Below are 15,207 nucleotides of genomic sequence, written 5' to 3' on the forward strand. Positions count from 1 at the left end.
AAAATGATTTCATTTTGCATTGCGTAATACTTTACGGGAGGAATTTTTTTTGAAAAAAATTACGGTTTACATCCTTTTACTTTCCTTACTACTGACTCTAAGTCCCTCACCCGCCATTTATGCGCAGCAAGCGAGAAACGAAGGGACGGAAGCCGAAGCGGTCATCCTGAATTCGGAGTGGCTTAGCCGGCAGTATGGTGTCACTGGCGAATGGATTCAGACGGAACTCAACAAAGGGTACACGCTCCCGGAAATCTACCGGGCGCTTGATCAGGCCAAACGGACCGGGGCCACTTACGACGAGATCGTCCGGCAGCTTAATCCGGCCGTCCAAGCCAAGCAGGACGAACTGGCCCGCATGGTCGACGAAACGGTCAAATACCAGTCCACTGTGTCCTCCGATGTGTATGGAACCGATACGGTGACCGGCGATACTTATTTCCCTACGGTGACCGAGGAAACCTACGGGCCGACTCAGCAAGGGCTGCGTGCGCTCAGCGAGCGGCCTTCGACCTATGACGAGGCGGTGTTAAAACGGCTCGAAGTCAAGACGGACCAAGCTCCGTTCAGTATTTCCAGCAACCAGGAATCCGTCTCCAACGTGACCGGCGATTTATCGCTCCGCTCCACCGACCTGGTGCTTCCAGGACGCAATGGTCACGGGTTTGCCCTCACCCGGCAGTATGACAGCTCGCAGTCCCAGTATTTTGATAAAGATGTGGATGTGCTGCCGGTCTATAACATGACCTTTCTACCGAAGTTTCGCGTCAATGTGTTCTTCCATCCCTATGGAAACACAATCGTGACCGGCGGCGATTTTTACATGATCGATCAGTTCGATTTTAACTACGTCGGCAACCGGGTTGTCCGCAATGTGGGTCAAAGCTATCCGGATGACTATGAGTGGTACTACCGCTTTTATCCCAGCTACGCGCAGGGTGTAATGGAACTGGAGAAAAAGAAGCTGGAAACCGGAACATACAAGTACCGGGACCCGCAGACGGAACAGCCGTTTCAGACCCATCTGTTTTCCTTGATTACCTATCAAACCGGGGTCAAAGTGAATTTTATGGGAAAATTTTTCCCAACGGGCGAGGTCTTTCTTCGCAACGCCAGTGTAGTGGGGCAGACGGTGCGAAACGCGGCGCGAGACAATCTTCCGCAATCGCCGCTCGGCAAAGGCTGGAGCTGGGATATTCCGGCCATCGAAACCAAGCGTAATACGACTTATCTGCGCCTGCAGGGCGGCAGTTCGTATGAAATCGGTTCGGACAGCAAGCTGATCGGCTATCCGTGGAAAGATTTGACGCTGGCTTCGGATTCCAATGTAGTCGTAAATGGCAAACGCTCTTCCCGGGTGCTAACATCCACCGGCGGGCTGAAGCAGTACTTCGCCTCCGACGGCAAGCTGATTGCCTCGGTTGATGCCTACGGCAACACCACACAGCTCTATTACACAAACGTGTCCCCTTACGGCGAAGTCCTTACCAAGGTGATCGACGCGATCGGCAACGAAGCGAATCTGTCCTATACGTCTACGGAAGTGCTCGTCACGACGGGGGATAAAACCATTCGCTACCAGAAGCAGCAGGCGCCGAATTCGGCGAAGGAGCTGTTAACGGCGGCGACGGACGAAGCGGGCCGGACAAGCCGCTATTCCTACGACGTGGCTGCGGGCAGTTTCAACCTGCTGCCCAATTACTCAGAGCCGGAAAATAACTATTATGCGCTGCTTAAAGGCATCGAACACCCTACGGGCGCCAAAACGGAGTACGGCTACACGAAAATGTCCCGCGTCCTCGGAAAGCAGGGGGAATCCGAAGAGTTTTACCGCGTTCAAACACGGGAAGACGCCATTTATTACGTGAACGGAACCCAAGAGCGCAAAAACAAGATTAGCTTCAGCGGCGGCGATACTTCGTACGGCACCTCGACGACGTTTCAGACGACCGCGGACAACGGGCTGACCCGGACGGTATATTCGTACAAGAAGCAGTATATCGATGAAAAAACACCGTCGGCGTACTATGCGACGGAAGTCAGCACTCAGGCGGGAGCGGAGAAGGAGGTCACAAAGCAGGTTTTCGACGAAACACGGAAACTACCGGTGCCAAACGAAATCAGCACCACCGTCTCAAACGCTTCGGGAAGCGGATCGACACTGACCACCAAAAGAACTTACGATGAGTACGGCAATGTGCTTACCGAAACCAATCCGATGCAGGTCACGACCACCAACACGTACGATCCCGTCTCTCATTTGCTGGTAACCGCGACCCAGCCGGTAAACGCTGGCTTGTCGAGCTATACGGAGCTCCAGCGTAATGCGCAAGGCAGTGTCACCCAGCTGACGGTCAAAGACAACGGGTCGGGGGGCGCTTTAAAACAGCAGGTCAACTACGGGTATGACAGCTACGGCAATGTCACCCAGCTGACGATGAAAGACACGGACCGCTCCAGCACAATTACCCAGGAATATGATCCGAAGTACGGTAGTGCATTTGTGACCCGGCAGTCGGTGAACGTAACCGATGCGGCCGGACAAGTCTCCACCGTGACGCAACAGGCCGAATACCGCAAAGACACCGGCGCGTTAATCAAGCATACGGACGCCAAAGGATACGCGACGAGCTATCAGTACGACAAATTGGGCCGTGTGATTAAAGAGACGAACGCGGATGGAAGTGAAACGAGCATCGCTTATGATGATGCCGGCAACAAAGTGACGATGACCGATGCCACCGGCCGGACTCTTGTCGGCGAGTATAACCCGCTGGGCGAGAAAGTACGGGAAACCGTGGGCACGGGATTTGCCACCTACGGGTATGACACCTACGGACGCCTGGTATGGAGCAAGGACGCGAAGCAAAATCCGACGAACTATGCGTACGACAACTGGAGCCGGCTGAGTCAGACGACGTATGCGGACGGAAGCAGTGCGAAAACAAGTTACGACTCTATCGGCCGGACCAAAACGGCGATCGATGAGGAAGGCAATACGCTGCGGGAACGCTATGACAGCCTCGGACGAGTCATTCAAACGGAGGAGCTGAAAGCGGGCGTCAGCCAGAGCCTCGGAACGGTCACATACGACCTGGCCGGACATGCCACCGAAAAGATCGACGGCAAAGGAAACCGCACGGGATATGGCTACGACAGCTTGGGCCGGCTGCTTTCAGTAACGGACCCGGACGGCAAAACGACCCGGTATACGTATAGCTTGGCGGGGAACTTGACCGAGCTGCAGTATGCGGATGGAAACGTGCAGCGCAAGAAATACGACGAGATGGGACGCCTTATTCAAAAAATCCGGCCCCAGGGCGAGCAGGAAACGTACACGTACGATCTAAACAGCAACCTGATCAAGAAAGTCGACCGCAAAGGAATCGCCCATCACTATGAATACAACAACCTGAACCGGCTGGTGAAAGACAGCACCCCAGAGGAAAGCATCGCGTACACGTATGATTTGATGGGAAGACGGGCCTCCATGGCGGACAACACGGGAACGACAGTGTACCGGTACGGACCGACGGGAGAGCTGGTTTCCATGCAATACCCCGATGGCTACACGGTCGATTACGCGTATGATATCCAAGGTCAGCGGACCGAGACGATCGGAGAGATTGGGTACGCGTATAATGAACGCAACCGGGTGACCGGGATCACCATCAAGGACCGCGTGTCAGGAACGGACGCGACGCTGGGTACGCTTCAATACCAGTACAAAAAGAACGGATTTGTCGAGGAAACGGGCAGTGGAACCGGGCTGCGGAGCGTTTACACGTATGACGGATTAAACATGACCGGGTTGAATCAAACGAACAAAGGCGCAACCGCGGGAACCTACGGGTATACGTACGATGTGAACCGGAACATTACCCAGAAGACAGAGCCGGGAGCGAGCTTTACGTTTACGTATGACAAGCAGAACCGGATCGCCACATCCAGCCAGTTTAATGAACTGTACGGCTATGACGATCGCGGCAACCGCGCTTCTTTGTCCAGCGACCGGGTGCCCCAGGACAGCGGAGGCGTTTATGAATACGACGAGCGGGACCGGCTGAAAAAAGTAACGGGGGCCGACGGGACGGTCACGACCTACCGGTATAACGGAGATGGCCTGCTGTATGAGCGCTCGGAGAAGGGAACGACCACGCGCTATTATTATGACGATGCGGGGCTGTTGATCCGGGAAAGCAGTGTGGAAGGCGGACAGGTAAAGCCGCAGTATCAGTATGTATACAGCTCTACGGGAGCGATCCAGGCACGCAAATCGCTGAGCGGCGGAGGCAAGCTTCAGTATTACACGCTGAACGGACACGGAGATGTGGTGGGGCTGTATGACAGCGATGGGAAACTGCTGAACGCGTACAGCTACGATATCTGGGGCAACCCGGTAACCGAGAACGAGACGGTGCCGAATCCGTTCCGGTACTCGGGCGAATTCTGGGACAACACGACCAAGCTCCAGTATCTTCGTGCCCGCTGGTACGATCCGAATATGGGCCGGTTTATTAACGAGGATACGTATGAAGGAGAGCTGAATAATACTCTGAGTTTGAATTTGTATACGTATGTAGGCAATAATCCATTGAAGTATAGAGATCCTAGTGGGCACAAGAAAAAGGGAGTGGATTTTTCTTTTGCTACCTTTCTAATGGAATTTAGAGATTGGGGTACGACAGAATTAGTTGAAGCATGGTGGGAATATGAGATAACCGATCAAGAGTTTCTAGGTGCCTTCGGAATTGAACATATTACTTGGGAGGATGCAACAAGGGGAAAAGGTACTGGCAGCATTACTTATGAGGATAAAGCCGAACCTGGTCCTGAAGAAGTAAGTGTTGCAGGTTCACTAAGCTTGATGGGAAAAAATGTTGTTCATCTTGTAAGAAGAAACGATTTAGGAGAGAGCGGTATTAAAACTCCCGACTTTTTAGTGGATGGTATCAAAACTGAACTTAAGACTTTAACTTCAGAAGAATTAAAATGGGAGACTGGTAGAAAACGAATTACAGATGCTATACGTAAACAATCTGCTGAGACAGCTATACTTGATATACGGAAGTATAATAATTATAATGCTTTAGATATTTTTAGGATGTTTTTTCATCCAATAAAAGACTTGCAAAGAAACGGTTCTCTATGGGACAATACTGAGCTTCAAATTTGGACAGTCAAAGGTATATATAAGTTAAATGTTGGTGATGTAGGTAATGCAATTTAAGATACAGGAGGGTTAGGATGGGAGATAACTTTACAGCTATCTTTGAAAATAAAAAAAATACTAATGATTTTTTTAGTTTGCCAGAAACGATAAAAACATCAAACGAGTTCTATAGTTTAAGAGAGCTAACTTGTTGCAAGGATTGGAAGTGGATGTGCGAAGAAGATGAAGTTAATAATGAAATGAATGTATTTGGTTGCGTAACAATGATAGGCCCATGTGATATTGATATAACTTTTGGTTTACAACTAATTGAGGTATCTCATAATACTCGGTGGAAAGAATTTATAGAATGTGAACCCATGCGGTTATGGCTGCGGCAGTTGTGTTTTAGTTTGTCTCCCGTTTTTGGATTCCCTATTTATACATCTGAGTATACACAATCTACTGATTTTGTAATAGAAGGAAAAAACTATAATGAGTTATTAACACATTTGACAAATAATTATGGTTCAATTGGAACCCACATAAGTAAAGATAACTTTAATTACGCTTATTTAGAAAGGTTTGAGGATAAAGGATAACATAATAAAGAACAGTAAACCATATTGGTTTACTGTTCTTATTATGTAGAACAATACTAGTAGAAAACTCATATAATAAAAAATTACCTGATATTTTTTCTGTTTTGTATTAAACCTAACTTACCACCTAATAAAGCAAAAGGAATTACCAAAAAATCACTCAATATATTAACAAGTGATTCGTAATTACTGGATACAGAAAGATCAGCAATAGTTCCAACAATGCTATATATAAGAATAAATAAACCTATAACAAATGTATTTGTTAAAGTACTGGATCTAGAAAAGTAGGCACTAATATAACTAGAAAGAGTTACGGATAGATACCAAACTATATATTCTACGATATTCTCTGTGTTTCTTAGAATATGATCATCTATCTGAAAAAGCGCTACTGTTAAGTATGCTATTAGTAATGGAAAAACATTTATATTAATAAGATATAGTAATATACCTAAGCCAATGGATTTGTATTTTAATTTCATGAGAGCTAACCTCGTTTTAAAATAGTATAGGCGGAAAATATTACGTGTACAGGTAATATTTTAGCTGATAGGTCCTTGTTAATACAATATTTTTTGTATTAGAAAAACATAGTTAGTATCTGCAATTATTATTAACAAATAGACTTTAATCAACTTTATTGTGGCGAGAAGTTCTTTAGGAATGAATAAGCAGATTTATTACCCAGAGCGTCATATTTTTGTAGGAATGGATTGAGAAGGGACATTTAATCGAGCCATTATTTCTATGTGATTTAAAAACAAGGATATTCCTGCTGCTCGTATCCAGGACTAAAAAAAGATATTTCCTTAAATCCCGGAGCCAATATTCAACAAAGAACTAAAAAAATCGGAGCAATTGTCTATCCAACAAAATCTATTTTACTGTAACGGATCAGTTTGAGTCGATTCGGTCTCAACATATTGATTCGGAAACCGGGAAAGAAATTAGGTTCTCTTTTCAAAGTAGATACAAATCCTGTAACAGACGCGGCGGATAAAACTGTATTAAAAACAATGAAAGCTGCGGGGAAAGTCGTAGACTTTCTGGTTGTGAGGCATGTGGGGGGAGTTACAGCAGAGTAACGGGAATACCTTGAAGATCCATAACATTAAGTTTGTTAAACACGATGAGAAAGTTAAGGTATACAACTTTACTGTTGCTGATTTTCATACTTACTTTGTAAGTGACCTGGGTATTTGGGTTCATAACATTGGTGATGATGGGTTTACTCTTAGTAGCAATGATATTAAACACATCGGAAAGCATCTTGCAGATAATTTTTCTAACCAAGTAAACTACCTATCTGATGCTGCATTGAAAGCCAAGTTAAATAAAAATTCGTTCTTTAACCCGAAATGGTCAAAAAAAGACATTATAACTGGTGTTCAAAATGGAGTAAATGAAGCACTTGTTAAAGGGTTCCAAGACGGTTATTACAATTATTCTTACAAGGGTGAAACCATTCGGATTTACTTCGCTAAGGGAAAGTTCGATACAGCATTTGGTCAACATAAGTTAACTCCGGCTTATTTCGGGAGGTAGTCAAATTTGTTTGAGATAAAATACCGTATTATTATTGATGAGAGTTACTGGAAAACCATGAATCTAGAACAAATTGAAAAGGAAGGGGGGATTGAGAGCTTCTTTCAGTTAAACCTACATTCAGTTGAGTATGGTTATTACCATGACAGGGAACTGGCAGAGGGGGAAGAGGGTTTTGACATTATTTCAACTTGGTTATCAAATTTATTAGAAGTATGTCTGCTAATAGATGATATGAAGTATGTAGCGATAAAGGACACAGAATCTTACAATACATGGCTTGAATTTATTTCTGCTGATAATGACTTGCTTGTGAGCGTGATTCAGTCGGATAGCTTCATTAGTGAGTATGTTATTACCAAGCCTTTAAGTAATCGAGTTTATCCCGAATGGAGAGACATTAAAGTCAAAAGGGAGGAGTTTATCGAAGAGGTAATCAATAATACGAAGAAATTTATTTCAGACTTAGCCCAAATAAACCCTTTCATAATTTTAAGCCAAAGAATAGTTCAATTAGAGTCAATGCTCGATAAAGTAAGCCAATAGATATTTATAGACCTTGAGGGGAAACGCCTTCAAGGTCTTTCTTTTACCCCTATCCCCATAAGCACGGCAAAGACTTTGGATGGACTAGTAATTGGAATAAGCAAGTAGCTCAGCAATTTGGAAATTATGTAAGTGGGTTGCTTTCCAATTCAAGAAAGTCATTTGATAACATGCTTGGTAAGGATGCAGTAAAGGGTTATTATAGTATTGATTCAAATGGATATAATATGGCAGTTTATCTTTATAAGGTTGGTCCTAATGCCGGTCAAGTTGCAACAGTTGTAAAATTGAATAACCAACAAATGGTAAAATTTGGTCTTAATTGAGGTGCGCTATGGATTTAGGGAGCGGAGAATATGTAATAATAAGTTCATGCTTAAAAAGTCCGTATGATTTAGAAAAAATCAAGAAACTAATAACTAACTTAATGTCCTTTTCAGTAGATTTTGATGAAACATGTTATCTAAAAACATCACCTAGCACCGTGAGTTTTAATGAGGTTTGGGAAGGGGTGGAGGATTTTACAGCAGGGTTCTCATACGATTTAGTCAGTGTTAACGTACTTTCATCCGTAGATATGATCTTTTTAAAAGAGATACCTGCTAGATTGAATATTATGTTTTTGGATGAAGAATCGTATGAAGTTTCGTTATCATTAAATTATTCAGAACTTATAGAAGAAGAAATTGATTGTTCACAGAAAAAAAGAAAATGCGATTTTCTTGAACGACTTGCGCTGACTTTATTCGAGAGTCTAAATCCGATTTATGGAATGTTAGGCATTGAGAGTAGTGTAGTTGGGTTAAAAGATATATCTACTGGGGGAGTTACTCTACCTTTAGATAAGGTATTTTTTAACAACTCTTGTATTAACGATAAGACAAAGTTGTTAGAAATCATTAGTAGTGCTCACTTTTTTAAAGAATGTGATCCTATTGGGATATATTTTCGTTACTCCGAGGTGGATGACTTCCGAAGTTTTAAAAGTGAGGAGTACAGGCCTGTATTTGAAAAATTAATTCATTTAAGCTAATTATATTGGTGTTTTGACCTTAAGAGGATGTCTCTTAAGGTCTTTCTTTTATCCCCACCCAGTGCCGAATGAATCGGTTGGCACGACCCAAAAGAACTTAATCTTCATCAGCCCCGTACGATATTCCTCTAATATGCCTGTACTTACTTAAACGCTTGAATGTTCACTTAACCGAATAATCAGATGCGTGGATGTCAAGAGCATCGACAGCCAGCATTGGCTGTACAGCAGTTTTTGAACTAAAGGAACTGTTTCTTGATTGGTCTTTATCGCAACTTGCGTATCAAATGAACGATGATTGGGAAACAGTATGAGGATTACTTGACGGAACGTATGAGCGGAAATGGAAGCTTCTCAATGGGTGGTCGAGATTTTGATGGAAGTACGTGTAAGAGATGGTGGAAGGCAAAGATCGGCTCACCAAAAGGGATAGGATGCAAGGAATGGGTAGATTAATATGAGAAAGGGTGATTGCTATTTCAGTTTCAGCAACTCTTAGTATATGTTTATCACATAGAAGAGTTATTTGCTATATTGTCGGAAAAGGTTCATCGAAGTGAATTAATTGGAGCAGCAATGACTTGGAAGAAGACTAATATTGGTGGACTCTTTTTACTAAAAGAGAGTGGTAACATTACCGTAAGTCTTAATATCAATACGAAAACTATTGATTCTTCTCGAAATATTAAAATTGACTGATGTGAATTGGTATTTGTCAAAGTTACTACCTCTGTTTGAACAAGTTCTCGAATCATATTCTTTTGAAGAACACTTATAAAATTAATTCAGTCGTGTCTGGCTTTGAGGTTTCAATCCTCAAGGTTTTTCTTACACTCCAATGCCAAATGAATCGGCGGGCTACGTTCAAAAGAACATAACCCTTATGGGATGGTTAACATATTTAATGTTTTGGATAGGTCTTATATTCTGATTCCTTTAGGAGTAGTTGCGATAGTATTAGTCTCTAAATACACAAAAAAAGCAACGTGAAGAAGAAATTAAGGCGGTTATTTCTAAAAAGGGTGGTATTGTACTAAAATTGAGCATGCAGCGCCAGAAACTGGTCCCTCAAGGTTTTCTAATTGCACATCAATTCGTCAGCCAACACTGGAAAAGTTAAAGGTGGGCTGAGCAAAAATCTCGACTATATGGGCCAACCAGGCTTAAAGGGGTCAGTGTATGAATACTTTTAATATCCTATTTTCTTATGACTATGTTTCAAAATTGATACGTATAGATTGGCAGGATCTTATTTTTGCCATTGAACAGGGTTTTATGGCTGAAGAATCACTTATTGATTACGCGATTCATCTTCTTAACTCGGCGCAGGAACCAGCTCAAATTGTTATTGATATAGCTTGCTTAAATAGGGGCGATTTAACCTATCCGTATATCGAAAGATTGAAAAATGAGAGGCCTAATAAAAATAAGAAAGAGCAGTATGATAAATTTCTTTATGTATTATTAAATTGGGTCTATGAACATAAGGAATCCTACTCGGATCCTTTTGAAATAGTTGAAGGTATCTACGGGGATTTTGATTATCCGGAAAGGATTACTGGATTTATTCGTTATATGCCGACCACTGAACCAGTTGGTCCATCACTACCATTAAATAGAGAACGCATGTATAAAAAGTGGGAACAATATTTAAAAGAACAAAGTGCCAAATACTCGAATGTGAAAATAAATTAATCAAGTTCAGTGAACAATTAAAGCTTGCACAATAGGAAACAGAACATATCTTGATAGTAATAGCCATTGGAGGAAAAATTATTGGGCTACCAGAAGACGGTAAACACAATTAATGGTTTGTTTACAGGTGCGTTCGAAAAAAGAGATTTTCAAAAGATTCAAGACATATTTTCGAATTTATCAGCTATAGAGGCTATTGGAATATATGGGGACTTATCAAATGAGGCTATTTCTGGCATATACCAAGTATTGGATGATTTGAGAACAACAAATGAAGCTAAAGAACATATCGCGTACAAATATTATGTCATAAAAATTGAAGAGAAAGAGAATGAAGTATTGGAGGACAGCTTGGTACAACAAATTATTAATGATTACACGAAAACACGTTTTTTAGCACTTGAAAGTCTTATAGTAAAGGCGTTGAAAGAGGATCGAATAAAATTGAATCAATTTGAACCAATACAAAGCTGTTTTGATAGTAAAATTATTGAGAAGGAGATTTATTCTTATAGAGTAAGAGTAAATCTTGAAAAAGGTATAAAATTGAATGAAAACGTACTATTAAAACTAGCCGAATATGAAAAATATAAAATTATTGAAAAAGCATTAGATCAATCATTAATTGAATGCGGGGCACTATCAATCTTTAAACTCCCTGATAAAGGAGACAAAAACAAGAAAATAAAAACTATGTTATATAATAAGGCGTCTAAACTGTCCAAAAACTTATACTGAACGCAATAAAGGATGAAATAGCGTAATATCCTGATATTTAAAAGAATCCCTAAGGGAGGGATAAAAAAATGAGTGATAGAATCATCTTTTCGATTTTTATCCTACCAATTATAGTCTGGGGTGTACTAAGCATGATCAGACCAGAGCTTGCATTAAAGTATACGCTCGGTAATTTATTTCGAAATGTAAAACCTAGTCGATACCTTCTGACTAACACGAAAATATCTGGTATAGTCTCAATTCTTATAGGAATTTATCTCTTATATTCAGTTTTGACAGGAGGATTGGGGTAGCGGCATAACGAATGAGAAACGAAAACATTCATTCATTTTAGTCCTTGATAAAGGAGTTGAAGCAGGGGCTAAGCTTAACAAAAGAACAAATTGAGGACCTTGAGATCATCAAAGAATTGTGCAAAGATGTGGTTGGAAAAGGAAGAAAATAACCGGACTAACCAGGACAGAGGTGTTCAGTGGCCAAGAAATCGTTCAAAGAAGCAGGCTCCTTAACCATTCATTCCGTTCGTGAAGAAGATTGTGGAGTGATAACATTATCGATAAACGAGACGGGTTGTGTGTCACTCTATATTTCTCAGACTCATGATCATGGAATGGATGCGGAAATAGAAGTAACTTTTGAAGAATACGAAAGAGTGTCGAAAGCATTAGAGAAAGCAAATGACATCATTCTAAGCGGGATCTCCCATGGAGAAAGGTACGAGGTCGATTTGATAAAAGTAAATGGGCCGTCACTCAAAAGACAGGGGTTTATATTAATAAATGTCTTTGAACAGTCGATTATTCTCGTAATTTCTCTAACTCACGGCGGAGATCCGGATATTAGGATAGATCAAGAAGAGATTCCATTATTAGTGTCGTTATTTAAAAGAATTAAAAGGCATGAGCCGCATAATTTAGAAATAACGGAGTGATTCGATATTGAAACATTTGTTACTGGAATTGTACTGCTTGCCCAATTACGCCGATGAGGGAATGATTGAAAAACCTCCGTTCTGCAAGTACGGCTACGGAAAGCCGGGCTATCACTGTCTTGAGTATCAGTGCAAGCACCATACCTTTACTTACGCTCCTCATGAAATCGCGTATGCGCACGAGTACGGGGAGGTCCCCGATTCGGATGCATGGATTGGATTTGGCGGTGACATGATTCCGGTAGACGCGGATGATTCTAGAGTCACGGAACTTAAAAACGCATGGGAAGACATATGCCGCAAAAAGATTCAAGAAGCCTACGAAGAGTATTTGAGAGTATCGGGTCTTGCCTTAGAAAAGGGAAATGAAAGAGAATAAGAGGCTTAATGAATTTCCGGATGATTTTTACAAAGATGCTTATCGAAGGTTTTGTGATATGAACCTATTTTAAAAGAAAGATGCGGGTGGACGAATGGGACCACTGTCCGTTTTAGGTACAATCTCGGCCGTTATCGGGGCGATCCAAATTTTTTTTCCGGGCGCCTTATACAGATTAAGGCCTCTAGGTATTAAAAGTTTGAAGCAAATTAAACAAGGCGGCTACGTGACCTTTCCGCTTGGAGTTCTATTGATCATTGTCGATATGGCGATATCAAGATAAAAATTCAGAGTTTTGAGTAATGCGGCCATGCGAAGCATTCGGACTCACCCATGTATTACAGCTTGAGCATTCGTTTTATAATCCTGTCTGTGAACATACTTACACAACAAAAAAAGCCTTCCGCCCTTTTAGAGGACGGACAGGCTTTTTTAACACCCGCTTACTGTTTGGGCGGAAATTCCCCGGATAAACAAATAATAAAATTCATTGCAAGGTAAGGCTGCATGTTGTTATGCGGCTGGCTGCCGCCGGTAACGGAAAGGTTGACAGGACTCATTTGTACGGTGGGAGTTGGATCGTAAAGATTCCGCTGTTTTTCCCGGCCGGGACGGCCTTCTGCCGGAGATTGCGCCCAGAAATTGTTAGTCGGGTTTGTATCGCTGCCAATGGCATTTACCGATTGGGGAGTGTGATTATGCGCAGGGATTTCCGTCGTAAGCAGAGTTACGGCAGGCGAGCCGAACGACTGACCGATAACTCGCGGAGTTAGTCCCTGCCCGGAGCCTTGGTGCATGGGAGCTTTGCCTATTAAATTCGGCAGGGCGAATGTGGTTTTGCCGTCTCCGCCGTATTGGACACCCAAAATAGCGAAAAGAGCGGTGTTTTGGGAAATCGACATGAGCTGCCCGTTGCAAAGCGCCCAGCCGTATGGTGCAAAATTACCTGCAAATATGCGGATTTCTCCTAGGTAAGCGTCAGCCATAAAATAGTGCTCCTCTCTTTAGTTCCTCGTAGGAAAAATGCCGACCAGGGCGATGGCGTAATTAGCGACCAGATACGGCTGCATGTTGCTGTGCGGCTGACTTCCTCCGGCGATGGATATAGTGCCTGCGTTCATTGCAACGGCAGGAGTCGATAGCGGCTCGTACAGGGCCGATTCATCTGCCCAAACGTTCGACGCCGGAGTCGTGGCGGAACCTGGATTCCCCGATGCGGACACTTGATGTGTATGAGCAGGTATCTCATTGACAGTAAGCGTATGAGCCGCCTCACCCGCGGACTGGCCCAAAGGATTGGTGGGGCCTACGTGAATCGGGACACGGCCGCGAAGATCGGGAAGCTTAAAGTTTGTTCTTCCGTCGCCTCCGTAAACGTTGCCAATCAGAGCGTAAAGAGCCTGGTTTGTGTTAATGGGCAAGGTTTGTCCCTCGCAAAAAGCCCAGCCGCGCGGAGCATAGTTGTTGGCAAACAACCGGATTTCCCCCACAAATGGTTCGGACATAGTTAGTTCCTCCTTATATGATCAACTGTGGTTTAAGGTTGCGGCGGGAAAACCCCGTAAAGAGAGATGATGAATGTAATGACAGCCGATGGCATCACATTGTTGTGCGGCTGATTGCCGCCGACGGCGGAAATGGCCTGCGAACTCATGGGTGTTGTCGTGCCGGTAGTCGCATAGTTCTGGGTGACGGCGGTTGCCCAAGTGTTATTGGCCGGAGAGTTTGCCGTAGCGGGGGTTGAAGTCGCATAAGAAATATGGTTGTGTTGAGGCAGCTGTGGCTGGGTTAGCGTCACGGTTTCCGTGCCGCTCTTCGATCCCCGGATGTACCCCTGAGCCGGATGAACCGGGATGCGGCCCTGCAAATCGGGCAGCCCGAAAGTGGTTTGGCCGTCTCCTCCATAGGTCGTGCCAAGCAGAGCAAAAAGAGCTTCGTTCTCCGCAATGCTCAAAATCTGGCCGTTGCACAGCGCCCATCCTTGCGGCGGATAATTGCCTCCGAACATCCGTATTTCGCCTAAATAAGATTCACTCATGAGCGGTCACCTCTTTACAAGTTTCGTGATTCCATTCCATAGCCAGGTACATGTCGCTTTCTCCCGTGATTTGAAAGCCCAGACGTCCATACAGGGCCAGCGCTCTGCCGGTTCTGAGTACGGAAAGCCGGAGCGGGAGGTTTTTTTCGCGGGATTCTTCCATAAAGATTCCAAGCAGCTTTGTACCGAGTCCTTGATTCTGGAAGTGCGGGAGGAGGGTAATATCCACAATTCTTATGCAGCGGGGCGTCCTGTGGATCAGAATTCTTCCGGCCCGTTGACCGTCCTGGCAGACGATGTACGACTCCGCTTCGGGATACTGCTGCCGATAAGAGCCGGTCTGGGCGTTGAACTGCATGTGAAGAAAAGAACGCAGGGTAGTTTCGTCCCAGCCCCAAGCCCGCACTTCCGCCATCCTGGAGCTGCAATAAAGCTCGAACAGAAACGGCTGGTCTTCCGGCTCGGACAATTTTTTTAACACGGGTGACCTCCCTCTTAAGGAGTAAGAACTATTTTCCATTTCAGAATAACACAAGGATTCTACA

General features: G+C 43.6%; 15 protein-coding genes. 10 read left to right on the forward strand and 5 right to left on the reverse strand.

The window, feature by feature from the left end:
- Positions 1-49 precede the first annotated feature (49 nt).
- Both ABC395_RS06435 and ABC395_RS06440 read left to right on the forward strand, forming a co-directional pair.
- The gene (locus ABC395_RS06435) at positions 50-5,230 is read left to right on the forward strand and encodes an RHS repeat-associated core domain-containing protein (protein ID WP_413001633.1); all 5,181 of its coding nucleotides are present in this window, start codon (positions 50-52) and stop codon (positions 5,228-5,230) included.
- A gap of 17 nt (positions 5,231-5,247) precedes the next feature.
- Positions 5,248-5,754: a hypothetical protein gene (locus ABC395_RS06440; RefSeq protein ID WP_413001634.1), complete on the forward strand. Its 507-nt coding sequence runs from the start codon at positions 5,248-5,250 to the stop codon at positions 5,752-5,754.
- Positions 5,755-5,837: 83 nt separating this feature from the next.
- On the opposite strand, the gene ABC395_RS06445 is transcribed toward ABC395_RS06440, so the two are convergent.
- Positions 5,838-6,239, reverse strand: a complete 402-nt coding sequence (locus tag ABC395_RS06445; RefSeq protein ID WP_413001636.1) for a hypothetical protein — start codon at positions 6,237-6,239, stop codon at positions 5,838-5,840.
- Positions 6,240-6,816: 577 nt separating this feature from the next.
- Here ABC395_RS06445 and ABC395_RS06450 point away from each other — a divergent pair.
- The 8 genes from ABC395_RS06450 (at position 6,817) to ABC395_RS06480 (ending at position 12,624) form a co-directional block, all read left to right on the forward strand.
- Complete coding sequence (locus tag ABC395_RS06450) at positions 6,817-7,302, forward strand: polymorphic toxin-type HINT domain-containing protein (RefSeq protein ID WP_413001637.1); 486 nt, start codon at positions 6,817-6,819, stop codon at positions 7,300-7,302.
- Between the two features lie 6 nt (positions 7,303-7,308).
- Entirely contained in the window at positions 7,309-7,848 is a 540-nt protein-coding gene (locus tag ABC395_RS06455; protein WP_413001639.1) for a hypothetical protein, read from the forward strand.
- Between the two features lie 334 nt (positions 7,849-8,182).
- Positions 8,183-8,881, forward strand: coding sequence for a hypothetical protein (locus tag ABC395_RS06460; RefSeq protein WP_413001641.1), 699 nt, complete (start codon positions 8,183-8,185; stop codon positions 8,879-8,881).
- Positions 8,882-10,060: 1,179 nt separating this feature from the next.
- Positions 10,061-10,576, forward strand: a complete 516-nt coding sequence (locus ABC395_RS06465; protein ID WP_413001643.1) for a DUF2247 family protein — start codon at positions 10,061-10,063, stop codon at positions 10,574-10,576.
- An 81-nt stretch (positions 10,577-10,657) separates the two neighbouring features.
- On the forward strand, positions 10,658-11,314 hold the full coding sequence (locus ABC395_RS06470) for a hypothetical protein (RefSeq protein ID WP_413001645.1): 657 nt from the start codon (positions 10,658-10,660) through the stop codon (positions 11,312-11,314).
- Between the two features lie 68 nt (positions 11,315-11,382).
- Positions 11,383-11,607, forward strand: a complete 225-nt coding sequence (locus ABC395_RS27420) for a DUF6199 family natural product biosynthesis protein (RefSeq protein ID WP_487247442.1) — start codon at positions 11,383-11,385, stop codon at positions 11,605-11,607.
- Positions 11,608-11,786: 179 nt separating this feature from the next.
- Entirely contained in the window at positions 11,787-12,245 is a 459-nt protein-coding gene (locus ABC395_RS06475; protein ID WP_413001647.1) for a hypothetical protein, read from the forward strand.
- A 7-nt stretch (positions 12,246-12,252) separates the two neighbouring features.
- Positions 12,253-12,624 (forward strand): hypothetical protein, encoded by a 372-nt coding sequence (locus tag ABC395_RS06480; RefSeq protein WP_413001648.1) that lies wholly within the window; start codon positions 12,253-12,255, stop codon positions 12,622-12,624.
- Positions 12,625-13,067: 443 nt separating this feature from the next.
- Here ABC395_RS06480 and ABC395_RS06485 read toward each other — a convergent pair whose 3' ends face one another.
- The 4 genes from ABC395_RS06485 to ABC395_RS06500 are packed head-to-tail and all read right to left on the reverse strand — an operon-like array spanning position 13,068 to position 15,143.
- Positions 13,068-13,610, reverse strand: a complete 543-nt coding sequence (locus ABC395_RS06485) for a phage tail protein (RefSeq protein WP_413001649.1) — start codon at positions 13,608-13,610, stop codon at positions 13,068-13,070.
- An 18-nt stretch (positions 13,611-13,628) separates the two neighbouring features.
- The gene (locus tag ABC395_RS06490) at positions 13,629-14,129 is read right to left on the reverse strand and encodes a phage tail protein (protein WP_413001651.1); all 501 of its coding nucleotides are present in this window, start codon (positions 14,127-14,129) and stop codon (positions 13,629-13,631) included.
- A 32-nt stretch (positions 14,130-14,161) separates the two neighbouring features.
- Entirely contained in the window at positions 14,162-14,662 is a 501-nt protein-coding gene (locus ABC395_RS06495) for a phage tail protein (RefSeq protein ID WP_413001653.1), read from the reverse strand.
- The gene (locus ABC395_RS06500; RefSeq protein ID WP_413001655.1) at positions 14,655-15,143 is read right to left on the reverse strand and encodes a GNAT family N-acetyltransferase; all 489 of its coding nucleotides are present in this window, start codon (positions 15,141-15,143) and stop codon (positions 14,655-14,657) included. The genes ABC395_RS06495 and ABC395_RS06500 overlap by 8 nt, the downstream gene beginning before the upstream one ends.
- Between the last annotated feature and the right edge of the window lie 64 nt (positions 15,144-15,207).

Source organism: Paenibacillus canaveralius (assembly GCF_047238265.1).
Classification (GTDB): Bacteria; Bacillota; Bacilli; order Paenibacillales; family NBRC-103111; genus Paenibacillus_F.